General features: G+C 48.8%; 24 protein-coding genes and 1 pseudogene. 10 read left to right on the top strand and 15 right to left on the bottom strand.

All coding sequences use genetic code 11. The annotated features are described in order from the left end of the window. Positions 1 to 437 precede the first annotated feature (437 nt). Both NDA01_RS20110 and NDA01_RS20105 read left to right on the top strand, forming a co-directional pair. Positions 438 to 1,745 (top strand): cation:proton antiporter, encoded by a 1,308-nt coding sequence (locus NDA01_RS20110; protein WP_348229358.1) that lies wholly within the window; start codon positions 438 to 440, stop codon positions 1,743 to 1,745. Positions 1,746 to 2,186: 441 nt separating this feature from the next. Next, a pseudogene (locus NDA01_RS20105) lies at positions 2,187 to 2,717 on the top strand (CheR family methyltransferase); the annotation flags it as partial. 141 nt (positions 2,718 to 2,858) lie between these two features. On the opposite strand, the gene NDA01_RS20100 reads toward NDA01_RS20105, so the two are convergent. Beyond that, on the bottom strand, positions 2,859 to 3,374 hold the full coding sequence (locus NDA01_RS20100) for an IS630 family transposase (protein WP_348229357.1): 516 nt from the start codon (positions 3,372 to 3,374) through the stop codon (positions 2,859 to 2,861). 150 nt (positions 3,375 to 3,524) lie between these two features. On the opposite strand from NDA01_RS20100, the gene NDA01_RS20095 reads away from it, so the two are divergent. After that, positions 3,525 to 3,794 carry a DUF6953 family protein gene (locus NDA01_RS20095; protein ID WP_348229356.1) on the top strand — a complete coding sequence of 90 codons (270 nt, stop codon included), beginning with the start codon at positions 3,525 to 3,527 and terminating at the stop codon, positions 3,792 to 3,794. 116 nt (positions 3,795 to 3,910) lie between these two features. Here the strand turns inward: NDA01_RS20095 and NDA01_RS20090 are convergent, their stop codons facing one another. Both NDA01_RS20090 and NDA01_RS20085 read right to left on the bottom strand, forming a co-directional pair. Beyond that, positions 3,911 to 4,315 carry a response regulator gene (locus NDA01_RS20090; RefSeq protein ID WP_348229355.1) on the bottom strand — a complete coding sequence of 135 codons (405 nt, stop codon included), beginning with the start codon at positions 4,313 to 4,315 and terminating at the stop codon, positions 3,911 to 3,913. A 466-nt stretch (positions 4,316 to 4,781) separates the two neighbouring features. Beyond that, complete coding sequence (locus tag NDA01_RS20085; RefSeq protein ID WP_348229354.1) at positions 4,782 to 5,189, bottom strand: response regulator; 408 nt, start codon at positions 5,187 to 5,189, stop codon at positions 4,782 to 4,784. 418 nt (positions 5,190 to 5,607) lie between these two features. Between NDA01_RS20085 and NDA01_RS20080 the strand changes: the two genes are divergently transcribed. Next, positions 5,608 to 5,874, top strand: coding sequence for a DUF1816 domain-containing protein (locus NDA01_RS20080; RefSeq protein WP_348229353.1), 267 nt, complete (start codon positions 5,608 to 5,610; stop codon positions 5,872 to 5,874). A gap of 85 nt (positions 5,875 to 5,959) precedes the next feature. Here the strand turns inward: NDA01_RS20080 and NDA01_RS20075 are convergent, their stop codons facing one another. The 6 genes from NDA01_RS20075 to NDA01_RS20050 all read right to left on the bottom strand — a co-directional run bounded on the left by NDA01_RS20075 (position 5,960) and on the right by NDA01_RS20050 (position 10,978). Beyond that, positions 5,960 to 6,103 carry a hypothetical protein gene (locus NDA01_RS20075; RefSeq protein WP_348229352.1) on the bottom strand — a complete coding sequence of 48 codons (144 nt, stop codon included), beginning with the start codon at positions 6,101 to 6,103 and terminating at the stop codon, positions 5,960 to 5,962. Between the two features lie 54 nt (positions 6,104 to 6,157). Then, positions 6,158 to 6,577, bottom strand: coding sequence for a response regulator (locus NDA01_RS20070; protein ID WP_348229351.1), 420 nt, complete (start codon positions 6,575 to 6,577; stop codon positions 6,158 to 6,160). Positions 6,578 to 7,047: 470 nt separating this feature from the next. Next, the gene (locus NDA01_RS20065) at positions 7,048 to 9,249 is read right to left on the bottom strand and encodes a sensor histidine kinase (RefSeq protein WP_348229350.1); all 2,202 of its coding nucleotides are present in this window, start codon (positions 9,247 to 9,249) and stop codon (positions 7,048 to 7,050) included. A 241-nt stretch (positions 9,250 to 9,490) separates the two neighbouring features. Then, a complete protein-coding gene (locus NDA01_RS20060) occupies positions 9,491 to 9,766 on the bottom strand; it encodes a hypothetical protein (RefSeq protein ID WP_431193470.1) in 276 nt (91 codons plus the stop codon). 373 nt (positions 9,767 to 10,139) lie between these two features. Then, positions 10,140 to 10,373 (bottom strand): hypothetical protein, encoded by a 234-nt coding sequence (locus NDA01_RS20055; RefSeq protein WP_348229348.1) that lies wholly within the window; start codon positions 10,371 to 10,373, stop codon positions 10,140 to 10,142. A gap of 269 nt (positions 10,374 to 10,642) precedes the next feature. After that, positions 10,643 to 10,978, bottom strand: a complete 336-nt coding sequence (locus NDA01_RS20050; RefSeq protein ID WP_348229347.1) for a DUF6009 family protein — start codon at positions 10,976 to 10,978, stop codon at positions 10,643 to 10,645. Between the two features lie 459 nt (positions 10,979 to 11,437). On the opposite strand from NDA01_RS20050, the gene NDA01_RS20045 reads away from it, so the two are divergent. Further along, positions 11,438 to 11,665 (top strand): hypothetical protein, encoded by a 228-nt coding sequence (locus tag NDA01_RS20045; RefSeq protein ID WP_348229346.1) that lies wholly within the window; start codon positions 11,438 to 11,440, stop codon positions 11,663 to 11,665. 393 nt (positions 11,666 to 12,058) lie between these two features. Here the strand turns inward: NDA01_RS20045 and NDA01_RS20040 are convergent, their stop codons facing one another. From NDA01_RS20040 to NDA01_RS20015, 6 genes are all read right to left on the bottom strand, one after another. Further along, positions 12,059 to 12,409, bottom strand: a complete 351-nt coding sequence (locus tag NDA01_RS20040; RefSeq protein WP_348229345.1) for a hypothetical protein — start codon at positions 12,407 to 12,409, stop codon at positions 12,059 to 12,061. Between the two features lie 46 nt (positions 12,410 to 12,455). Continuing rightward, positions 12,456 to 13,874, bottom strand: a complete 1,419-nt coding sequence (locus NDA01_RS20035; RefSeq protein WP_348229344.1) for a nickel/cobalt transporter — start codon at positions 13,872 to 13,874, stop codon at positions 12,456 to 12,458. Positions 13,875 to 13,905: 31 nt separating this feature from the next. Then, entirely contained in the window at positions 13,906 to 15,303 is a 1,398-nt protein-coding gene (locus NDA01_RS20030) for a tetratricopeptide repeat protein (protein ID WP_348229343.1), read from the bottom strand. 162 nt (positions 15,304 to 15,465) lie between these two features. Further along, positions 15,466 to 16,761: a DUF4331 domain-containing protein gene (locus tag NDA01_RS20025; protein ID WP_348229342.1), complete on the bottom strand. Its 1,296-nt coding sequence runs from the start codon at positions 16,759 to 16,761 to the stop codon at positions 15,466 to 15,468. Positions 16,762 to 16,857: 96 nt separating this feature from the next. Next, positions 16,858 to 17,601 (bottom strand): PEP-CTERM sorting domain-containing protein, encoded by a 744-nt coding sequence (locus NDA01_RS20020; RefSeq protein ID WP_348229341.1) that lies wholly within the window; start codon positions 17,599 to 17,601, stop codon positions 16,858 to 16,860. 376 nt (positions 17,602 to 17,977) lie between these two features. Beyond that, positions 17,978 to 18,370 (bottom strand): hypothetical protein, encoded by a 393-nt coding sequence (locus tag NDA01_RS20015; RefSeq protein ID WP_348229340.1) that lies wholly within the window; start codon positions 18,368 to 18,370, stop codon positions 17,978 to 17,980. Between the two features lie 474 nt (positions 18,371 to 18,844). Between NDA01_RS20015 and NDA01_RS20010 the strand changes: the two genes are divergently transcribed. The 5 genes from NDA01_RS20010 to NDA01_RS19990 all read left to right on the top strand — a co-directional run bounded on the left by NDA01_RS20010 (position 18,845) and on the right by NDA01_RS19990 (position 22,098). Beyond that, complete coding sequence (locus NDA01_RS20010; protein WP_348229339.1) at positions 18,845 to 18,967, top strand: hypothetical protein; 123 nt, start codon at positions 18,845 to 18,847, stop codon at positions 18,965 to 18,967. Between the two features lie 152 nt (positions 18,968 to 19,119). Further along, a complete protein-coding gene (locus tag NDA01_RS20005; protein ID WP_348229338.1) occupies positions 19,120 to 19,275 on the top strand; it encodes a hypothetical protein in 156 nt (51 codons plus the stop codon). A gap of 133 nt (positions 19,276 to 19,408) precedes the next feature. Beyond that, complete coding sequence (locus tag NDA01_RS20000; RefSeq protein WP_348229337.1) at positions 19,409 to 20,437, top strand: metal ABC transporter substrate-binding protein; 1,029 nt, start codon at positions 19,409 to 19,411, stop codon at positions 20,435 to 20,437. A 12-nt stretch (positions 20,438 to 20,449) separates the two neighbouring features. Then, positions 20,450 to 21,226 (top strand): metal ABC transporter ATP-binding protein, encoded by a 777-nt coding sequence (locus NDA01_RS19995; RefSeq protein ID WP_348229336.1) that lies wholly within the window; start codon positions 20,450 to 20,452, stop codon positions 21,224 to 21,226. Beyond that, positions 21,226 to 22,098, top strand: coding sequence for a metal ABC transporter permease (locus NDA01_RS19990; protein ID WP_348229335.1), 873 nt, complete (start codon positions 21,226 to 21,228; stop codon positions 22,096 to 22,098). Before NDA01_RS19995 ends, NDA01_RS19990 begins: the two co-directional genes overlap by 1 nt. Positions 22,099 to 22,315 lie beyond the last annotated feature (217 nt).

Genomic DNA, 22,315 nt, shown 5'->3' with positions numbered 1-22,315 from the left:
TCAAACCTTCGAGCCAAGTATTTAACTGCTTCGCTGAGTTCGGCTCTAGTGCTGTGCAGAGGCACATTTCCTTAGCTTCTAAAATTTAAAGGCTACAAGTCTTCGCTCTGCCTTTTGAAGGGTACTTCCTAGCACATCTCTAACAGCTCGTTGAGCATCCTGCTTTTGATTGGCTTCAATTTTAGAGACTTTAGCACCAAGCCCCTCAAGCTCAGCCTTTACTTCAGAATTTTCACTTTCAAGCTGGGCAATTTTTGCTTTAAGTTCATTACAGGAAGGGAGTGCCAGCGGATACCCAAAAAGTTTACAGGTTCAGGCAAGTCATCCCTCCAGCCTAGCTAAGCGGTTATAAAAACCTACTCTGGGGTGATTAGGGCAGTCGGGAGAGGCCACTAAACTCAAAATCACGTCTCAAATTCATTTCAGGCATCGGTTTTGTGGATACCTATATTCTGAGTCTTTTGGTCATTGGCTTACTCCTGCTGTTGATCACCTTAGGTTCGAGCTGGATCAACCGTTTGCCTCTCTCCTACGCCTTGATTTACTTAGCTGTCGGTATCTTGCTGGGGCCTGGAGGCGTCAACTTAGTTAAGCTGCGGCCTGATGCGGAGTTTTTAGAACGAGCGACTGAGTTTGTCGTGCTGATCTCGCTCTATAGCTGCGGCTTGAAGATGAATCGTCCGCTTAAACCGTGGGCTTGGGGTTCTACAGCGCGGCTGATTGGCTTTCTGATGCCTATCTGTATTGCCGCGATCGCTCTGCTGGGTCACTGGTTTCTCGGCCTCAACTGGGGCGAGGCCATTCTCTTGGGTGCCATCCTAGCTCCGACCGACCCCGTACTTGCCTCAGAAGTGCAACTATCCGACCGAGATGACCGCAATGAGCTACGCTTTGGCTTAACCTCTGAGGGGGGCTTAAATGACGCGCTAGCCTTTCCTTTTGTCTATTTTGGGCTCCACTGGATCGAAGACAGCAACTGGGAGCATTGGTTCAAAAATTGGGTGGCTGTTGACCTGCTGTGGGCGATCGCCGCAGGGCTCGTGATGGGAATTGTGGTGGCCAAAACAGTAGTTTGGATCGACCAGAAAATCCAACAGTTTCGTCACGTAGACGAGCTCTTCGAAGACTTTACGGCCATCAGTACCATTCTCTTGACCTACGCCCTCACAGAACTTGTCAACGGCTACGGATTTCTGGCAGTTTTTGTTGCTGGAATAGTAGCTCAGCGCAGCTATCGCAATCCAGAGAAACCACGCTCCCAACTCAGTTTCATTGAGCGGCTAGAGAAACTGGCGGAAGTTGGCGTGATTCTGCTGCTGGGATCACTGTTGCGGATAGAACCGATTCTGCGCTTTGCCGACGAAGCTCTTCTGGTGGCAGGCGCGTTGATTTTTGTCGTCCGACCCATTGGCGCTTGGATTAGCACGATTGGGGAAAAATACACCAGCCTCGTCCCTAAAGGTTCAAGACGAAATTTTCGCGAACGGTTTCGCCCCACCACTCGGTGGCTGTTAGGGTGGTTTGGGATTCGAGGGGTGGGCTCCTTGTATTACCTCACCTACGCCTTTGGTAAGGGCTTGGAAGGCGAGACAGGTGAAATGATTGGTTGGATTACTTACCTAACGGTCGTGATTTCTGTGATAGTACATGGCATCAGCTCGACTCCCTTGATGAAGTGGCACGATGAGAGTATTAGCGACATTTTGGAAAACGAAGCCATGACTTCCGAGTCTTCCAGCAAATAAATAAACGAGGGGTTCCTGGAAGCTATGGTGTAGGAAGCTTTTCGGCTGGAGGAGACATTCTACGCAGGTCATGCGATCCCAGGGGTACAGCTACAGGTTGACTGGACTTGTAGCAGCTGTATCAATTCTGTGGAATGACTACTAAATCTGTTGCGCCCTCAAACTCAACCAATCAGCTGGCCCTCGTGGCAATCAAACCTCCCAGGCCCAGCGTTGCTATCCTGCCAGTTTAGGTGAGAACTGCCATCACCTTTGCTGGAACCAAAGCCATTAACGTTGCCATATTTTCTACTTATTTATTTGCCCTGATGGGGGGCAGAAGGGCTTACAAAGTAGAGCGAATCAGGGACATAGCCCGTTGACCTTGTTACTGAAATCATCCCTCGCATCCAAGCTCAGAAGTTGGCGGGTGAACCCATCAGAATTTGAAGTGCGGGATGCGCCTCTGGAGAAGAATCTTACTCCCTGGCGATCGCTCTTGCTGAGGAATTAGGCATGGAGCAGTATCAGAAGCGAGTCCGCATCTTTGCCTCTGATGTAGATACAGAAGCAGTCCACCAAGCTCAGCACGGTCATTACTCTATGATGCAGATGGCTAATATACCTGTAGCAATGCGAGAGCGCTATTTCGAGCCAGATGGAACCTCCTACCGGATGTGCTCAGCGCTGCGATCGCCGTTACGCTTCTGCCAACACAATCTGCTGGAAGACCCCCCGATGAGTCACGTTGACCTGATTGTGTGTCGCAATGTCTTGATGTATTTCAATCAGATGGGTAAAACGAAGGTCCTAAAGCCTTTTTACCGCAGCCTCAACCGCACAGGGGTACTCTTCATTGGCAGTGCAGATGCGCTGCCTCAAGAAAACCGATTGTTCAATCTGCTGAGTGTCAAGCATCGGATGCTGAGCAAAGCAGAGAAGTGGTCTTTTGCTCCCCATCTTCCAGCTTCAAAGCTCACTGATTGCTGTTGAACGGACGATCCCAAGCCTTTTGGGCTTAATCGTTGCTCTTATCATCTGGCCCCGCTGTGGGGGGCTGCGAGTCATAGCTAGCGTTTGAGAACTGCTGCTCTAATTTGATTTGTGCAGCCATGAGGTCGATTACAGCAGTTTTCAGATGAATAGACCACAGTGAGCGAACCAGCCAAGGGCATCATCACCGGAAATGCACTCGTTGATAATCTGGGTTAACGCTTGATCCAGTGCTTCTGTGGTTCGAGCTTTAGCTGATCGCAACAGTTGCTTGAGTTTTGACCAACATAACTCAATAGGTGAAAGGTCGGGAGAGTAAGGTGGCAAAAACACAACTATTGCTCCGACCGCTTCGATTGCCTCTTGAATGACCGAGGCGTGATGAACGGGTAAGTTATCCATCACAATGATTGCTCCTGCCCACAGTTGAGGAATCAGAATCTCTTGGATGTAGAACAAGAACACGTCGGTATTAACACTGCCAACGATGCTCATGGTGGCAATCAAACCATCGATACTCATGCCCCCAATCAATGAGATATTCTTACCCCCATCACTAGGAGCCTCACTGTCATACAAGCGTTCACCAATGGGGGCACGACCGTACAAGCGTGTCATGGTTAGATGGATACCTGTTTCATCGATGAATAAAGTCATCTTTGTATCAAAGGAAGAAGCAAACCGAGTTGAACTTTGGTGATTGATTTTCCAAGCTATTCTTTGCTTTGTTACAGAGATAAAACCTTTGGTGGGTTTAAGTATTAGCGGTCCTACAAGGTTCTATATTCCCAGCAAGGGAGGAGCAAAATGACATCGACAGAAAAAATTGCTCAATGGATGCTTGATGAGTTCAATAAACACGGGCGCTTGACTCAAAGCATAGCGGCTCACCGCATTCGGGTATTGTTTGGAGACAGCCATGTTTATCGGAACAAGAATCGCAACTGGGCTATTCAGAAACCAATCCTTGATGACTTTCGCAGACTTACAGGCAATGGTGTTGTCTGGAGTCGCAGCAATCAATCTTGGCGATCGCGCCGACCAACAGACCCCTTGGGTACACGTATGGTGAAATAAGGTCCTAGCGGGAAGAAAGTATTCTCTCTGCTTGTGGGGTAAAAGATATCGAGGCTGTAATAAAACCCTGCATGGAGATAACCTTCCAGCTAAGAATGAGAGTGACTAAACTCAGTTCAAATTTCAGTTTGCCAAGACCAGCCAAGAGCATCAGCAATCTTGTCTGGTAGAGTCATGGGATTGAAAGGTTTGGCGATCGCGGCAACTACACCGAGCTGCTGAAGTTGTAGAGGTGTAAACCAACGGGCTCGGGCGCTGAGCAAAATCACTGGGATTGAGGCAGTTAAGGGATCGCTGTGGAGCTTATGCATAAAGGTCTTAGCATCCATACCCGGTGTCAAAAAATCGAGGAGAATCACGTCTGGATGCTTCCCCGCTACACATCTTAATCCTGCTTGGGCAGAAGACACCACAACAATATTCCAGCCTGCTAAACCACTGAGGCATGTTTTCACTAATTCTTGAACACTTGCCTGATCTTCAATCAGTAGGATTGATTTGTTAGAGGGGGTTGATCGCATCAAGGTTTGATTAGACCTCTTTCAAGCTAGGCTTAGTAGGAGTAAAGAAAGCGATTGAGGGGCTGTAGGGTGACTAGCCGCAGTTCAGTAGAAAGTAAATTCTCATTCAGTTTGTTCTCAGGTCGGTTCGAGTTTGAGCCACGCTCTTCCTTAAGATGACCTGACGTTCCAAGCATTGATGGATACGATTAGCAATGCGTGGAGGAGTGGTACTTCCCAAGTTAAGATGAACTGATGTCGTGGGGCCGCGTAGCCACGATATCACTCAGAATTCAAGAGTGGCCACACCTAAAGTTCCCTTAATTTTTTCAACATTAAGCATTGGCTAAAAATATAACGATTATGAGCTGCTCGACATTCTGAGAACGCTTCAGGTGAGTCATTCCAACCTACGCCTGCGATCACCAGTGTTTCCCCGCCTTTGTTCTATCTTAAGAAGCGATCGCTTCACTCTCTATAGCTGGGTTTAAGACGATGAAGTGTGAGCTTCTGCCTCAATCGCCTCAATTAACTTCGTCAATGAGACGGGCTTGACCAGGTGACGACGCGCTCCTAAATCCAGCGATCGCTGCTGGTCTGAGTGAAAGGCAAAGCCAGAAATCACAATGACCGGTAGTCGCTGCAAGTCGGGTTGCTGCTGTAGCTCCTCTAGCAGCTTATACCCATCGATATCAGGCAGCTTTAAGTCAAGCAACACTAAGTCAGGTTGAAACTGTTCAATAATCAGAAAAAAGTCTAAGCCCTGGGCCAAGGTGAGAACTTCATAGCCACAGTGACGTAGATAATCTCCAAGCAGTTCTCGATTCCAGTCATCGTCCTCGACGAGGAGAATACGGAGGGCTCTGCTGCCTGGGCCTTCTTCAGCATCCGTCATGGCATCACCCTAACGCTTAGAATCAACCTTTAATCCGTAAAATATTTAGATGAGAACACTCTCTCATAGTTCAGGCTCAAGCAATGGCTCCTTGTCAGTTTTTGGATGAGTCACAGCGATTGCCCTCCCAGTTTCTAGGCCCATTGCCGCTTTCCCTTGCCTCACCTGGCTGCGACCTCAAAAGTTTGTTTTAGAGAATAGCGTGCTGGTTTTCACGAGGCCTAAATTGGACCAATTCTCTGGATGATCCGAGAGGGATGAAAGGACCTGAAAAGGCATGCTCAAAACACAGCGATCGCCTTTTCCTTCGCTAGATTCGTAACCCGCCACCCCTACCTGCGATAGAAGTGAAGCGATCGTCGCAGGAATACTCTTAGTAAGATTTTGAGAAATTCTACGGCATCTACCTCAATACCCTATGCAGTTGTTAAACCTTTTTCGAGCAGCCCTCTCAGACTTCTGGTCACAAATCAGGCGACAGTCGGCCTCCGACTGGTGGGTGGAAATTACAACAATTCATCCGTCCTGCAATTATTACTTTGGTCCCTTTGAAAGCGCAGCAGCAGCACAAGCAGCATCCCCTGGCTATGTGGAAGATCTCGAAGGCGAAGCAGCTCAGGGAATTGCTGTCTCTATCAAACGCTGCCAACCAGAAGTCTTCACTATCTGTTCAGAATCCAGTTAAACCTATTCACTACGCCCATCACAAAGTGGTCCCTTACAGACTCGCCTTTCCAGCTAACCAGGTCGATGCAATTCCAGGGGACAGGCTAAGACCAATTTTCCAATCGGCCCACGTCTCCCTCAACCAACCTGGAGCATTGACCCATTCTCCAGGTTGCAATGGCTCTGGTGACAGAACTAGCTCCACCTCCCACCCTGGCGATCGCGGCAATATCCCCCTCAATCTCCATGCCCCCACTCGATAAACAGCCAAGTCACGCAGAGGTGGAGTTGCTTCATCCCCTCTACTGCTTCTGAGGCTGGTTTAACTCAACCACCGCAGCGACCAGCTCTTTAAGCTCTATGGGTTTGGAGAGGTACTTCTGAAACCTGGCTGCTGTCGCTTGGGCCTGACCCTCTAGCTCTAGTTCTGCCGCATCGTACCCTGTGATAGCGATCGCAGGAATCCTCTGAATTCCTCGTTCTGCCTCCAAAGCTCTCACACGTACTAGCAGCGATCGCCCATCCATGTCAGGCAGTCCAATATCACTGATGAGCACGTGGGGCACAAAAGCAGCTAATGTTTTCAAGGCTGCGGTACCAGAACTGACCGTAATCACTTGAGCCCCAGCATCTTCTAAAACCCAGGTAAATAACTTAGCGATAGAAGGCTCATCTTCTACCAACAGCACCCACACATCTTCCAGTGGACAAGCTTGATCCATTGATCCCCCCCCAGCCTGAGCATCGCAACAATAAAAAGCCCCTAAGCCAAGCGTGAGGGGCAATCGAGGGTAAATTCCATTAAATCACACACGACTGCTTGAGCAGAATATCCTCTTAGGTGCAGAAATTATATTAAGGCAACTTGTGACTTTTGTGACGCAACCGCAGCGATTGCTCCCTCAAGCACAGACTGCACTTGGAGAAGTTTGCAGCCATTATTGCCGAGGCAGCTCTGACTTAGAGGAGTCGTGCAAGAGTTCCACTGAGAATCATTGAGCCTAGCCTTACTTACCTGATTGCAGGTACTGGATCGTCGCAGAGCCTGCTAGGCTCTCAGTCTGTCAGACCTGGAGTTGGAAGGGCGATCGCTCTGTTATTACACTAGAGAAAACTGCCTCAAGTTTCTAGCGTTGATGACATCCCTACTACCGCACCTCATCTTGATGAGTGAGGGCAGTATCCGTCTAGGTCAGCCCACTACTTTTTGTCGGATAGGAATCTCAATCACAAACTTAGTCTCTTTTCCTAGGGTGGAGAAACATCTCAAATGACCCTGATGTTTCTCAGTGATAATTTGATAGCTAATCGACATCCCCATCCCCGTTCCTTTACCCACAGGTTTTGTCGTGAAAAAGGGGTCAAAAATCCTTTGTTTGCAATGTTCTGGTATCCCAGGTCCGTTGTCTGAGATCGCGACTTGTACCCACTTGGCATCCATTAAAGCAGTCTCAATCGTAATCTGACTCGGATGGGCTTGCATCTCGGCGTAGCTGCGGCCAGCATTTGCTTCTTCGAGGGCATCCAGCGCATTGACGAGGATGTTCATAAAGACCTGATTGAGCTGCCCCGCATAGCACTCGACGAGTGGTAATTGGGCGTAGTCTTTGATCACCTCAATCTCAGGTCGCTCCGGTCGAGCTTTGAGCCGATGCTGCAAAATCATCAGCGTACTATCCAAGCCCTCATGGAGGTTGACTGGCTTGATCTCGGCTTCATCCATGCGCGAAAAGTTCCGCAGCGACAGGACAATTTGCCGGATGCGATCGCTGCCGAGTTTCATGGATGTCAACATCTTCGGTAGGTCAGTCTGCAAGAACTCTAGGTCAATCTCCTCCGCTGCGCTCTCGATGTCAGGTCCGGGGTCGGGATAGCGCTGTTGATAGAGCTGAATGAACTCTAGTAGCCCCTCGGTATATTCCTGAGCATGAGTCAGGTTGCCATGAATAAAGTTGATGGGATTGTTAATCTCATGGGCAACTCCCGCTACTAGTTGGCCCAGGCTGGACATTTTCTCACTCTGGATGACCTGAGCTTGACTGCGCCTCAACTCTTCTAGGGTGGTTTTGAGTTCACCCGTGCGGGCTTCGACGCGAGCTTCTAACTCTGTATTACTCTCTTCCAAAGCCGTGAACGACTCCTGCAATTGCCCTGCCATGTAGTTGAAGGAGCTAGCCAAGCCATCGAGTTCTTGAATTCTACTCTCCTTCACAGTTTGGTCTAGCTGACCCGAAGCAATCGCTTTACTCGCCCGATTCAAGACCAGGATGGGCTGTGTGATCCAGCGAGAGGTGAACACGCTGAGCACAGAGGCAACTCCTAAGGCTGCGAAGCAGAGCCAGATGGTGCTCTGAGTGTTGGCGTCAATTTGGGCCATAAAATCACTCTTCGGCACGCTGACCACGACCAGCCAATCCAAGCCGTACTCATCGCGCCAAGGAGTGACTTGCACGTAGTAAGGCTCGCCTTGTAAAGACAGCTGGAGGTTTTGGCTCGTGGCAATCTTTTGAAAACTGTCAAAGCGCTGCTGGAGTTGCTGGCTCACACCGCGAACCACCGGGTTAGGGCTGTCGATCGCCTGCAATCGCTGAATCTCATCCTTTACGACCACAAAAGGTTTCTGGGTCCCGGAGTTGGCAATCAACAAACCATTTCGTTCCAAGATAAACACTTGGCCGTTGCGACTCACTTGCAGATTGCGCAGGAAATCGCTGAGCTTTAACAAGTGAATATCGATTGCCACCATGCCTAACAAACGATTGTTCGCGTCATAAAGTGGACGACCCGCTGAGGCCACCACATAGGGATGGTTCGGGTAATTGATGGTAAAGATTCTCGACCAGACCGGCTTCTTGGCCTTGACAGGCTCGGTATACCAGGTCTCCTTAAAGTTGTTCCAAGTAAAAGTGCTCACTACCTGGGTCCGGTTGCCTTGCTGGTCAGTCCCATAGCTCAAAGCGTTATTGGACCCATTAGAAGAACGCCATTCATCAATCACAACTGTTTTTCCGTCGTACCTTCCTGCACCTCCCCCTGCCCCGGTAGCCAAGCCAAAACCGATGTAGCTCAAGTCATAGGCTTGCATTTGATGCCAGAAGTAACGTTCCAGCATTTTGGGATCTCGCACATCTAAAAACCCCAGACGGATGGCATCGGCATTCATCTGCAAAAGTTTATGGGGCACCGAGAGATACGAGTCGAGATGTTGATCGACCGCCTTGCTGGTTCGATCCATTAACTGACTTGCCAGTGCGTTGATGGCCTTTTGTCCGTTGTAGAAGGACAAGTACCCCACGAGAGACACCGCCCCGAAGATTTGCACCACGAACGGAACAATCAGCAGCAGCAGCTGCAACGAGATTGCCCGCTTCGGGTGGGTATCTTGTGTCTTCATGAGTGAAAGTACGAGAACAAATGGGACTATTTATACAAATGTTCCCACTTATACTTTCGTCGTATCGAACTGATGCCATTTCCAAATCCATAATTTTCAGTCGCTGATGAACTAAAGTGCAATCACGCTTTAGAAGTGGAAGTCCGGACTGCTTATCTTTGAAACTTAGATATTGCAGCAGTAAACCTGCGTTTCTTGATCTACGCCTCTGGTGAATTCAGCGATCGCTTCAAGTAACTCATCAATATTGAAGGGTTTGGCCAAAAATTTTTGAAACCCGCACGATAGCGCCCCTTGATTGTAAGCAGGTTCCGAAAAGGGTGTACTGTGTCCCGTCATCACAATCGCGGGGATTAGCTTTAGATGAACTCGACGGAAGGTTTCTAACCGTGTCCAGCAAAATACAACCGTCGCCATCAGGTAACTGAAGGTCACTAATCAGAATATTTGGGTGTACCTCTGCCGCCATTTTGAGAGCGGCTTTCACCGTTGTCGCTGTGGTGACTGTAGCCCCCATGTGAGTTAAAAACAAATCGAATATCGCTAAGGTGTCTGGGTCATCTTCAACCAAGAGAATTGAAATGCCGCTTAGGAGTGGCATCGACTCTGACTTTTCACCCATTAAATCTCGTTGCATCAGCTACTCCTCACAATGCTGAGCTTAAGACCCAGCCTCTTGATACTTAACAGCAGGAATATTTACCCCTCACGAGGTAATTACTGATAATTTTCACAAATAAAATAAAGCATTACCAAAAAGTAAGTAATATCAATTAAATTTACTTTTTGTATCTGGCTACACTACCCAAGTTGCTCTGCTGTCGGCCTTCGAGTAAAGCTAGCCAGTTTAAGGAAGCTTCCCAGAAGAATGGTAACTACTAATCTGACTGCTACCTCGCACCCTGGAAAAGTGGTAAAGGCTTGAGCTTAACCGTTGCTCCTATCCTCTGGCCTCGCCATGTGGTGCTGCGAGTCAGAGCCAGGGTTTGAGACCGGTACTCTAAGTTGATTTGTGCAACCATTACGTTGATTAAGTAGCGGCTACGCTCGATTGTGGTCCGCATCGTGTCGAGCGTTTGGGTGTGCTCTGCGATCAATTCCTCAAACCTTCTAGCGTGAGTCATCCTTGCGTAACCGGGACGGGGAACTATGCGTTCCACTAGTGGCAGGAATCCTTAGCTTGCCACCCTATCAAAGGACTCAAGTGAAATGAAATTCTTTAAGTAGCATTCACTACAGAGCACCTTCGCGCCTTTGTTTATGTTGCCAAGTTTCACGAGCGATCGCCTCCTTTCATCTAACCAAGGCTAGCACCTCACCTCTAATAGGCGTTGCTAAAGCAGATTTACAGAAAATTGCTCATGCGCTTTTAGGGCTGATTATCGGGTTTACATTAACCTTTTATTTTGTCTGTCTTGACTCCCCTAATCCCAGGCTGAACCGTTTTAGGGTCAACTGCTTCCACAGGAAAACTCTTTTGATAAATGCCCCGTGGGTCATAAAAGCGATCATGAGGTCTCAGAGTAAAGAGACGACGTGTATAGGGACCACGTTCAGGTTTAATTCCTGGCTTCAGGACAGAGTAACCTACGACTGTTTGTCCATAAATTTTGGGTGGAGGACAGTAGGGCTCGGCTGTAAACCAGGTCTCCTCTCGGACATAGTCTATATTGCTGATGTCTTGCAGCCAGACAATTTCGGATTCAGCCTCAATACCTACCACATGCATAGCTTGCCTACTCAATTTCCAACTGAGTTTTATCTTAAGTTCTCAACATGAAAAGCTGGGTCAATTGCCCAGCCTTAATGCTAACTAGAGAGCGCTCCAACTTAAAGCCCTGACACACATGTAGCTGGAGAGGGGCGATTGCCCCTCTTGGCTTCTAGCCACTCTATCTGTTCATCTTTGCGAGCAATGTTTTGCTAGAACAGAGTTTGGTCCTACAGCCAATGACTCTACTTAGAATCACTATGCAAGACGATCGTCAACAAGTTTTGGAGAAAGAAAGACAAGAAACGCCTTCTGGCCTTAGAAGCCATCTATGACCAGACTAAGGGGGTTAAAAATATTCCTACAATCTTTACTATTCTACGACTGCTGGCAGCTTAGTTTAGCCCTGCCGCGATCGCTCCTGCTCCCCATCAATCAAATCTCTCGGGTCCCAATCCATTCGCTGCCTCTGAGTTCTTGCCACTGACCCATAAACAACCAGAACTCGTTGCGCGTCGCGATCGCCCTCAACAACTCCTCAGCCTCAAAGATGCACGGTTCAGAAGCTTAACCCTTGAAATACCTCCTGCTTCCCTCTCTCCCTCAGCCTCCTCTCCCAAATGCCAATCTCAACTCAGTCCACAACGAGTCCTACAATCTATTGGTTGCGCTCGCTTACTGGGTTTCCCGTTTCTACGCTGCTAAACCCTGTACCCGCTCTTGCCACTGTTGAAAGCTAACTTCCAGTTGCTGCTTACGCCCTTCTGTGTGGCGATCGCTAGCTTACGGCGATTTTCAGACTAGTAAGCTACAGATGCATTTGATCCAGCTTGCCGTTTCTGGCGACCGTCAATAGCCACAGCTCGTGCATAGGCACCCAGAGCGATCGCTACGAGTTGCGCTTTCTGAGAAAACTCAAGCCAAAACTCAGACCGAACGCGGCTGAAGCGATCACAATTCGCTTGACTTGCATCCGAGGGGCTTGGTACTCCATCCGGTCTTTGTCTTGTAGACTGCTCTACTGCTGCCAGCTTATCCTAGGGCTTCCAAGATCCGGAAGTGAAAACAAAGACGAAAGGTTGACCTTACAAAAGCTTCTTAAGGGCGAAGTAGGCTGGATGGCGCTACTTGTTTAATCATCGGCTGACTCTGCGGTTGGCTTGCGGGTGGAGCGCAGGGGCGACCTGTAGCATCAACAAAATAGCAATTTTGGGCTCCAAAACTGGTCGAAGCTACCTCCACTCTTGGAGCGTTTTGATTACAAAGTTTCCCTAGGTCAAATGTTTGTCCAGTTTCCGCTTGGAAATAACAAAGGGGTACATCCGTGCTGGGATTGGCGACAGCAGGATAAGATGCCTCAGATGTAGACCATTGGCTGAAGGCAGCTTCTGGCAAAAAGGTGGTTAGGGCCGCAGCGAGTAAGGCGGTTAAGGGTAAAAATTTCAGCATTATATTTGACCTCGTACTTTGCTAAACGTGTTTTTAAAGTGTGTTTTTAAGTTGTCACTAACCCAATTTGCATCAAAGCTCGGACTGTGATTACCGCTCCCAGCAGGGCAATTGCTAGGGCTCCCAGTGTAGGCAGAACCTTAACTAATTGTGTCTGGACGGGCAGCCCTTCAAACAGGCGCTTGGTGCAAACCAGCAGTAATCCCAAGCCAGTCAGCACTCCTGCCAAACCCAAACTAAAGGCTAAAACTAACACGATGCCAAAGCCGACACGACCTAAGGCGATCGCACTCAGCAGCAACACCAAGGCAGAAGGGCAAGGTAACAAACCGCCAGAGATGCCCAAGGCTAGCAAGTTGCGCCAAGTAACTGGGGTGCCATCCGCTCCAGGGGGTAAATGCGAGTGAGTATGCCCTCCATGACTGTGGCTGTGAGTATCTAAGTGAGTCTCATGCTCGTGTTCATGAGGATGAGGGTGGTGCTCGTGTTCATGAGCGTGAGGGTGATCATGATCATGACCATGCAGATGACGGTGAGCAGATTTTTGACTTCTACGCGATGACCCACGACTAAACCATTGGTTGTCGCGCATACGACTGAAGAACAAGTTGAGGCCCAGGCCGACCACAATCAGCCCAGAAATTGCACTCAGCCAAGGATAGAGCTGTTCTGGCAAAATAAACTGAGCAGCAAACAGGGCGACTAACCCTAGGGCGAAGATACCTGTTGTATGGGCGATGGTAGTCGTTAGTCCTAAAAACAAAGCGTGCTGGACCGTGGCACGTGACCCGACTAAATAAGCGCCAACAATGGTTTTGCCATGTCCCGGTGTCAGAGCGTGCATGGCTCCCCACAGAAAAGCCCCGGCGATCGCGATCGGTACACTTGCGGCTAGCTGCCAAGGCGACCCTTGGATTAACGCCGATTCCCGATTTTCAGGACTAAAGATGGCATTTTGCACTTGTCCTTGATGAAAAATGGTCGCTAGACAACGGGCTGTCGGTACTCCTGGTAAAAACAAATCGTAGTAAATCTTCAGGCCTTGAATCGGACGAAGCCAATTGTAGGTCAGGAGTAAAGTGCTATGAGTCCCTGCTGTCGCTTTTAGATTGGATGGCAGAGTAGTCGTGTCGGCGGATTGAACCGTTAAAGTACTGGTTTGGCGCTGGGAATCACTCAGCCGAATGCGATCGCTCAAAAAACGCTGAATCTCACTTTGGTGTTGAACGACTTCCGAGGGGGAAAGCTGGTTATCTTGGTTGTCATCGGCTGAGGCCAGTAGACCTGTGGGAAAGGTCAGGGTGATTTGAGCTTGAGTTTCAGCTACCCTAATCTCTGCCACCGCTAAGTCTGCCCAATGCGATTGACTCGGCGTTGCAGTTACGACCCAAAGCAAGAGAGACCCCAAAAGGGAAAACAGACTGAGCCTGACCAGGCGATACCACTTTCTATTGACAACATTCATAACCATCTCAATCCTGCTTCCTATCAAGAATTCAGCTCAGCCCTAAAAGTCCTACGCCTAAACCCAAAGCCCGCTGAGCTTGCTGATCGAAGGTAGGATCTACTTCTTGGGCTAACTGGAAAAAATGTTGAGCCTTCGCCGAGTTGCCTAAAGCTTGCTCAATTACACCCGCTCGGTGGAATAAAGCTGTATCTCGAATCCCTGGTTGCAGTGCTGCCTGCATTGCTTGCCGCGCTTCTGGCCAACGTCCCGCGCTAGATAAAGCCCAAGCGAAGGTATCTAGAGTTTCAGCATCCTGCCGTGCCTGCACCTCTTGCTGCATCAAGGTTAATGCCTCCGCTATATCCTTTGGTCTGCCTCGCTCTAGCAACAAGTGCGCCAGTTCGCGACGATGACCAAACCCGGTCAGATCTTCCCGTAACCGCGCCTCTGCTCGATCTCGCCAAGATTGGGCCGCAGCCGTATCTCCTAACAGTTCTTTAACGCGGGCCATGCCACGCATCACCACATGATCATGAACCGTAGGAGCTTGTTGAGAAGTCAAAGCAAACTGAGAATAATAACGCTCTGCTGCCCGATAATTTCCCTGCCTTACCTCTAGTTCTGCTAGATTCAGCAGGGCTGGGGGATACTGGGGCAAAATCCGCAACGTTTCTCTGTAAAGTGCCTGTGCTTGCGGAAGTTGACCTCGCTTGAAGTACAACCGCCCTAAGAGGGTACGCGCCCAGACAGAACTCCCGGTTTCCTCGGGTTCTTCTACGGCGATCGCCTGTTGTAAATCTTGAATTGCTGCTTGATTTTGGCCTTGAGCCACCTTCACTAAAGCCCGTTGCGTTAAAGCGCCTAGAGAAGGAGTTTGCTTCACAAGTTGCTCTGCCGCTGTGTTAGCCGCTGCAACATTACCGAGCGCTAAGTGGGCTGTGGTCGCGATAGAGAGTGCATCTGGGCTACCTGGGGCTTGCTTCAACAGCCGCAAAGCTTCAGCAAAATCATGTCTTGCCGTTGCCACTCGCGCCAGCACCAAAACTGCTTCAGAGTTAGAGAAGGATAAGTTAGCCAGCGACTGTTGCGCCGTTTGCTCTGCCAGTAAATACCAACTGCTTTCCCCTGTGGCGCGCGCCATTTTTAAGTAAGTTCTAGCCAAAGCTGCCCGATTCAGCCCTCCTTTTGGGTCTGAGAGAATCCGAGTTTGATAGAAAGCCATCTCTCGTTCCAGCGCCTGCGTCACCTTGCCCGGATCAGGGCGAGAGAACTGATAGCGATACAAGGGATTGAGCTGTGCCCTAGACTGCTGTTGCCACAAGCCCAAGCCAATTGGAATCAAAACAAGCAGGCCCACGACAGGCAGAGCTACCCAACGGGGTGACGATAGAACTGCTCTGAGCCTGTTTTGCCAAGCTGCTGAAGCGTCGTAGTTTATCAGTTTCACAGCTCTTACTCCTTAGTGCGCCCCATCTCATCCCGTCTCATTTATGCTTGCGACGCATCTCAATCCCCTTGTACCCACTTACGGGTAGGTGTTACCGCCAAAGCAGAGAACCGCTTTGAAGGTTTCTTGGGCAAGGAGGATCAAGATGCGATCGCGGTTTGCTTAGTTAGGCAGGGCTAAATAAGGGAATGTAGGCTCAAGCGCCTTGTGACCTTGAGCGGGATTACCAGGTTGACCTTCGTAGGAGACGTTGTCACTCAGGGGTTGCCCAGCCACCACACTCAAGGTGATGTCGATCACGTCATCTTTGATTAAGCGACCCCGAATCGGACTGCCCTTAGCATTGAGAGCATTGGCGTAGCCACTGGGGCCTGTGGTATCAATCCGCATAACATCGGGCAGAAAGGCACCGAGCAAGGCATTGGCTCGTGCTTCTGGATTGCCAAAGGCCAGCAGGGTCTGTTTGACTTCTCCCACAATGGGACCAGCAATATTAGCTGCAGGTTGTCTGCCCGCTAAAGCCGCCGCTTCAAAATCAGGGCCAACGCTGTTTAAGGCATTCAAGAAGTCATTGGTTACAACCAAACCTTCGTTAATTGCAGGTCTGGCTAAGCGCTCCACCTGGGTAAACTTGCCGTTTGGTCCCGCTGCTGAAATGGTTTCCCAAACATCAAAGGTTGTTGTAGCGGTAGCGCCTTGCAGAAACTGGATGGGGACTCGCACTGCGATCGTGTTGACGTTGTAGCCCTTGGCAAAATCAATTGCGGTGCTAGGGTCGCGGAAACCTACTTTGGGGCCAATACCAAGCGCACCTGCCCGAACTCGGAAATATTGCTCCACATCAAAGAAGAAAGGATCTTCTCGTAAACCCGCAAAAACAGAGACCTGGGAACCTCCGAGCGCGACCTGGCTGACTTCGGGAGCAGTATTGAGCGCTGTCGTTTGCAACTGCTGATTTGCGGTCAGGGTCGCCCCATCGCGAATTGCCGTCAGCTTCATGCCCTGTTGGCCTTTAGCATTAGGTTTGTCAAACTCAAATCGTAGCGTTACATCCGGTACGCCTGTGGGAGTCGCATCATTGTTGCCCACTCGCGAGACTTTAAACTCGTATCGAGCTTTGGTGCTGAAGTAGTATTGCTGACGAGCCAGCGATCGCGGGTTTGTATTCATGATCAAGATCAGATCACCGGCTGAAGCGTTGGGATTCTGATCTTGTTCTCGAAAGACAAATAGATCGGTCAAATTCAAATTGCGGCCTTTAGTATCCACCTCACCATCATCGTGGTCGGACGCTTTCAAGTATTGAGGTGCTAAGCCAGCAGTCAAAGCAATCCCTAAAACTAGCAGGCTTAACTGAGCCACAAAGCCAAAGCGCCAACGGCGGGCAGAAGTTTTAGGGGCAGTCGTGGGTTCATTCAATGAGGGGCTAGCCTCATGAAGCGTAGGGGGCTTAGGCATTATAGAGGTCTCCTAAAAAGATCAAAGAGTGACTGTATCCAGCCGAGGTAGGGCGGCATCTGGGCGAGATTAGTAGCGAAATCCAGATGGAAGTCCCTATGTCAGAGGAACTGAAGCGCGTTGCTGTTTTTTGGATTTCCATTGGCTCCAAGTAGCCCCAGCACCCAGCGCCATCAGGCCCAGAGCAGCAGTCGGTTCTGGCACGCTGGCGGGTGGAATGGATTGGGCAGCGGTGCTGGCTCCCGTCAAGGCGATCGCATAAGTGCCACGGGTTGCACTTGTCCCCACAAAACCACTCAGGGGCAATTCACCCCCTGGTCCTGTGGGCTCTAGGACATCATTGGTGCCAGTCGCAAAAATGTCGCCATTGTTACTAACGGGGTTGTAGCCAGCACTCGCGATCGCTAGATAGTAAAGGCCAGATTGGCTAGGAGAGAACTCGCCAGAGAGCAGCGTCGGCTGTAGGGAGCCAAAGCTGTCATCGTTACCATAGATACCTTTACCTTCTGCGTCAAATAGAAATAACTGCGGATCTTCCAGGAGGGCTGTAGGCGCTCCGAGAAGCTGATTGACTGGCAAATCCACCAAGGTTTCTAAACTGATAGTGGTAGCAGAAAAGGTCTGTCCCCCAGTTAAAAAGATTTGAAACAGATCAGCATCGTTGTCTGCCAAGGCTCCACCCAGAAACTCTAGTAAAGCTGGCCCAGAGGGGATGGCTTGAGCTGTGTTGAGGGTCTGGCCGGCATCTTTACTTTCAATCAAAGTGACTGCATGATTAGGGCTAGCAGCCAAAAATACTCCTAACGTAGACAGCAATATTGCTGGTATAAATTTTTTCACTAATTTTCCTCTTAAGGAAGTTTTCTAAGTTCTTTCATTTACCCAAATAGAGAGTGTCTATAGCAACGGTCGCTGGAGTTAGGACGGATTGAGATTCGCTATGTCTTAAGTGGTATATCCTAAGTTAGGTAAACCAATCTCGCTCCTGAAATTCCGCTCCTGAAATCCCGCAAAGAGCAAGTAAAATAGATTACATTGCTTCAAGACGAGGACTGAGACACAGTCTAGTGGTGATTTGGGTGATCTATAGAGGATGCCTGAAATTGCTTGAGTGCAACCCAGACATGCAGAACTTACAGTCATACTGTGTTCGACGAAGCCAGGAATTTCCAGGCCAAAAAGTGCTCATTTTTTGTTCACTTTTGCTGAGCTGTGCTTAGCTGATCTCTTGGTGCCAGAGGATTTCGGTCAGCCGAGCCATACCGTTTTTGAGATGGCGACGAAAGGTACTGAAGGGGACATCGAGTAACTCAGCCACTTGCTCTTGGGTCGGAGTGGGCTGAAGGTAAGTATGATAGAGCGCTCGGTAGAGTTTTGCTTCCCGATGAGAAGCTTGTAACGACTCGGCTGCTTCCTGAACTAAGTGCTGCAAAGCCGCTACTCGCTCAGCTTTACCTGCATTGGTAGGCGATCGCTCCATCACCAGCCGAGATTGCAGCAGAGGATTGTGATAGAGCCGAGCCGGGTGGGTGAAATGGCGCAATAACTCCCACGCCGCGATTGCAAATGTAGGTTGACTTAAGACAACCACCTGCCACGCAGTTGCCACACAAAATTTCCACCCTTATCTATTTGCTGCCAGTCTTTTTAGACTAAAGATGAGGGTGATCGCTCTCCAAACCTTGAACTTCTGGTACAATTCCAGGCTGTAAACTGGCCTCAACTCCTTGCACCTAATGCCATTCAACCTTTTTCAGCACACTCGTCATGCCTGTAAAACCATCTCAACATATCATCTTCTATTCACGAAAAATTTGATGATGATTTGTCGTACGAAGCGTATAGTTTTCTAAAGTCTGCGACCGCCACACCATGAATTGAAGTATGAGGCGATCGCTCAACCATAGGCTATGTAAGCACTGTAAATATTATCTTTGTAAGAGATATATGACAGTGGATAGGGTAAGTCACAAGTGTTGAGTAATAGCCTCTGAAATGACAAAAAAAACGATCGCTCCTCTACATACCCAGAGGGCGATCGCGATTTTTTTAATGGGATGCCATTCATTCAATCAGGAAAATCATGGAATTAAATCAGTATCCCCAAGCGATCGCCACAGCCATTCAAGCAAATGGCCCTTTTTTAATAAAAAACGATCGCTCCTTGATCTACGAAAGAGGCGATCGCCTTATCTATTGGAAATGACTTTCCTTTCTCACTTTACATCGAAAGCTTTTGGACTTAAGTCAGTACCCATAAGCGATCGATTAAACCTCTACTCTCATCAGTAGTGCAATCTTCTGAAGAATACCGAGAAAAAGGTCAAGGCCATTAGGGATATATCGGCTGTAGAACGGATGGCTAAGCCTGCAACCCAGCTTCGGATTCTGCGAGCCATGCGATTAGTGAAATATAGCAAGCAGGGGTACAGTGTTTACTACAGCCTTGTAGAGTGCCATGTGATGAATTTATACCGGGAAGTGGCGGAGTATCTGAAAGAAACAGAAGTATAACTACAACGATGACGTTTCACGAGACACAGGGTGTGAATAGCCCCCTAGAGGCATGAACTTCCTTAAAGACTTTCCTAGCGTAATCGTATGGTGATACGGTTAATTATGAAAGAATTATGAAAGGCTTCTAGTAATGGCATGCTCAGACCACCCTCCCAACCCAATGGGAGTTCATCGTTGTATTGCGATTCCAGTCGAGATCGCCTTGAAACGTTATCAGATTGTATTGTTTAGCTTACTAATTGGGGTTTGGCTAGGTGGATGTAATCCTCAGACAGCTTCTACTCAACCACCGCAGCGTGAAGTCTCTAGCCCCACTGCCGCCACTGATCCGGCTCAAAAAGATAAGAAAGTCATTCTAACGACATTCACTGTGCTGGCAGATATGGCACAGAATGTGGCAGGAGATAAGGCGATCGTGGAGTCCATTACTAAGCCGGGGACTGAGATTCACGGCTATGAACCCACCCCTAGCGATCTGCAACGGGGACAAGAGGCGGACTTAATTTTAGACAACGGCTTGAATTTAGAACGTTGGGCAGAGCGGTTTTACAACAATTTTTCCAATGTGACTCGCCTGACCTTAAGTGAAGGGGTACAACCTGTCACTATTGCTGAGGATGCCTATCAGGGCAAGCCCAATCCCCATGCCTGGATGTCGCCGCAAAATGCTCTAATCTACGTTGAAAATATTCGCAAAGCATTAAGAAACCTCGATCCGGCAAATGCCACAACCTATGATGCGAATGCTAGAGCTTACAGCGAGCAAATTCGGGCGATCGATACCAAACTTAAGCAAGCTATTTCAGCAATTCCGCCTGACAAACGCTACATCGTCAGTTGTGAAGGTGCATTTTCATATATTGCTCGCGACTATGGCTTGAAGGAAGTTTACATCTGGTCCGTTAACGCCGAGCAGCAGGCTACGCCCAAACAAGTAGAACGGGTGATTAACACAGTCAAAGCCAATCAAATCCCGGCAGTTTTTTGTGAGAGTACAGTGAGCAACGAGGCACAGCTCCAGGTAGCGAAGGAAGCAGGTGCGAAGTTTGCAGGTGTGTTTTATGTTGATTCTCTCTCTCCTCCCGACGGTCCGGCATCAACCTATCTCAAGCTGCTCGAATATAACGTTAATACCTTAATAAAAGGGCTACAAAATTAGGAAAGGAAACTTATGAACCCAATCAGCATTGATATTGAAAATGTAACGGTTGCCTATCACGGCAAGATCGCACTACATAGTGCTTCGCTGCAACTTAAAGCTGGAACGATTTGTGGCTTGGTTGGAATGAATGGAGCCGGGAAATCAACGCTGTTTAAGGCAGTCATGGGATTTGTAACTCCCGTCAGTGGGCGAGTGTTGATCAATGGGCTCCCGATTCGTCGAGTGCAAAAAAGCAATTTGGTTGCCTATGTGCCTCAGTCAGAAGAAGTGGACTGGAATTTTCCAGTCAGCGTTCAAGACGTGGTGATGATGGGACGCTACGGCTATATGAATCTGTTGCGAATTCCCCGATCATCTGATAAAAGCGCTGTGCGCGATAGCCTAGAGCGAGTCGAAATGTGGCAAATGCGCGATCGTCAGATCGGAGAGCTATCGGGTGGACAAAAGAAACGTACTTTTTTTGCGCGGGCACTGGCACAGCAAGGAACGGTGCTACTGCTGGATGAGCCATTCGCAGGCGTGGATGTCAAAACCGAAAAAATGATGATCAACCTGCTAATGGAACTGCGACAGGCAGGTTATACCATCTTCATTTCTACCCATGATTTAGCTTCTGTCACTACGTTTTGCGATCAGGTCGTATTAATTAATCGCACGATTCTCGCCTACGGCGAAACTTCAGAGGTGTTTACCGAAGAGAACCTCTCTCGCACGTTTGGTGGTTCGATCAGTGATTTGCCATTTACCAAAAGTCGCTTAACTCGAGGCAATCAGGAGGAACAGTAATGGACTTGGTTCAATGGTTTACAGCTCCTTTGCAGCATGAGTTCATGCTCAAGGCGATTCTAGTCAGTGCCTTAGTAGGAGTCGTTTGCTCTGCGCTCTCTTGCTATATGACATTGAAGGGATGGGCCTTGATGGGAGATGCCGTTTCCCACGCGGTCATGCCAGGTGTGGTGATTGCCTACATGCTGAATCTCCCCTTTGCGGTCGGTGCTTTTGTGTTTGGTGTAGGTTCTGTAATCGCAATCGGGTTCATTAAGGCAAAAACTCGTATTAAAGAAGATACGGTGATTGGTTTGGTGTTTACCGGGTTTTTTGCGTTGGGCTTAGTGTTAGTTTCCAAGATTAAAAGCGAGATCGACTTAACGCACATTCTGTTTGGCAATGTCTTAGGAATCTCAGATGCAGATATTGTCCAAACCGTTGCCATTAGCGTCATTACTTTAGTAACGTTAGCGATTCTACGAAAAGATTTAATCTTATTTTGCTTTGACTCAACTCATGCTCGTTCGATCGGGTTAAACATCACTTTTCTCTATTACACTCTGCTGTCTTTGCTGTCGCTGACCGCTGTGGCAGGACTTCAGACCGTAGGCATTATTTTGGTTGTAGCCATGCTGGTCACTCCAGGAGCAACAGCATATTTGCTGAGCGATCGCTTTGACCACATGCTGCTGATTGCGATGGCGAGCGGCGTGTTTTCCAGCGTTATGGGTACTTATATTAGCTATCACATTGACGGCTCCACAGGTGGCTGTATTGTTGTTCTGCAAACATTACTCTTTGTAGCTGCTATGGTTTTTGCACCTAAGCATGGTCTGTTAGCGCAATCAAGGCAGCAGCGGTTGGGTAATGATACAAAGTCAGCACTCTAGAGAACAGCTTGACTCTCAGTCGTTATTTCAGCACTGACACTGTTGGCGAATTATTTTCTCATGGTTGAACTACCTATTCCGTCGTTGTTCGACTTACAAAACTCAATGAGTTTCAGCCAGGGAACGACAAAGATTCAAGTCTTTCAGGGGTAAAGGTAGCGAAGCTGCAACGAAACGCCATGCGACGCTTGAAACCTTTACTGGGTAGGAATTCCAG

This window comes from Trichocoleus desertorum AS-A10 (assembly GCF_039962155.1).
Taxonomy (GTDB): domain Bacteria; phylum Cyanobacteriota; class Cyanobacteriia; order FACHB-46; family FACHB-46; genus Trichocoleus.
Note: the sequence above shows the minus strand (reverse complement) of the source record. Positions and strands in the feature narration are given on the sequence as shown.

Excerpts from the sequence above, each read along its gene's own strand:
- NDA01_RS20100 (WP_348229357.1), bottom strand. The coding sequence starts at position 3,374 with ATGACTTTATTCATCGATGAAACAGGTATCCATCTAACCATGACACGC.
- NDA01_RS20095 (WP_348229356.1), top strand. The coding sequence starts at position 3,525 with ATGACATCGACAGAAAAAATTGCTCAATGGATGCTTGATGAGTTCAAT.
- NDA01_RS20090 (WP_348229355.1), bottom strand. The coding sequence starts at position 4,315 with ATGCGATCAACCCCCTCTAACAAATCAATCCTACTGATTGAAGATCAG.
- NDA01_RS20085 (WP_348229354.1), bottom strand. The coding sequence starts at position 5,189 with ATGACGGATGCTGAAGAAGGCCCAGGCAGCAGAGCCCTCCGTATTCTC.
- NDA01_RS20080 (WP_348229353.1), top strand. The coding sequence starts at position 5,608 with ATGCAGTTGTTAAACCTTTTTCGAGCAGCCCTCTCAGACTTCTGGTCA.
- NDA01_RS20075 (WP_348229352.1), bottom strand. The coding sequence starts at position 6,103 with ATGGAGATTGAGGGGGATATTGCCGCGATCGCCAGGGTGGGAGGTGGA.
- NDA01_RS20070 (WP_348229351.1), bottom strand. The coding sequence starts at position 6,577 with ATGGATCAAGCTTGTCCACTGGAAGATGTGTGGGTGCTGTTGGTAGAA.
- NDA01_RS20065 (WP_348229350.1), bottom strand. The coding sequence starts at position 9,249 with ATGAAGACACAAGATACCCACCCGAAGCGGGCAATCTCGTTGCAGCTG.
- NDA01_RS20060 (WP_431193470.1), bottom strand. The coding sequence starts at position 9,766 with ATGGGGGCTACAGTCACCACAGCGACAACGGTGAAAGCCGCTCTCAAA.
- NDA01_RS20055 (WP_348229348.1), bottom strand. The coding sequence starts at position 10,373 with ATGACTCACGCTAGAAGGTTTGAGGAATTGATCGCAGAGCACACCCAA.
- NDA01_RS20050 (WP_348229347.1), bottom strand. The coding sequence starts at position 10,978 with ATGCATGTGGTAGGTATTGAGGCTGAATCCGAAATTGTCTGGCTGCAA.
- NDA01_RS20040 (WP_348229345.1), bottom strand. The coding sequence starts at position 12,409 with ATGCTGAAATTTTTACCCTTAACCGCCTTACTCGCTGCGGCCCTAACC.
- NDA01_RS20035 (WP_348229344.1), bottom strand. The coding sequence starts at position 13,874 with ATGAATGTTGTCAATAGAAAGTGGTATCGCCTGGTCAGGCTCAGTCTG.
- NDA01_RS20025 (WP_348229342.1), bottom strand. The coding sequence starts at position 16,761 with ATGCCTAAGCCCCCTACGCTTCATGAGGCTAGCCCCTCATTGAATGAA.
- NDA01_RS20010 (WP_348229339.1), top strand. The coding sequence starts at position 18,845 with ATGGAATTAAATCAGTATCCCCAAGCGATCGCCACAGCCATTCAAGCA.
- NDA01_RS20005 (WP_348229338.1), top strand. The coding sequence starts at position 19,120 with ATGGCTAAGCCTGCAACCCAGCTTCGGATTCTGCGAGCCATGCGATTA.
- NDA01_RS20000 (WP_348229337.1), top strand. The coding sequence starts at position 19,409 with ATGGCATGCTCAGACCACCCTCCCAACCCAATGGGAGTTCATCGTTGT.
- NDA01_RS19995 (WP_348229336.1), top strand. The coding sequence starts at position 20,450 with ATGAACCCAATCAGCATTGATATTGAAAATGTAACGGTTGCCTATCAC.
- NDA01_RS19990 (WP_348229335.1), top strand. The coding sequence starts at position 21,226 with ATGGACTTGGTTCAATGGTTTACAGCTCCTTTGCAGCATGAGTTCATG.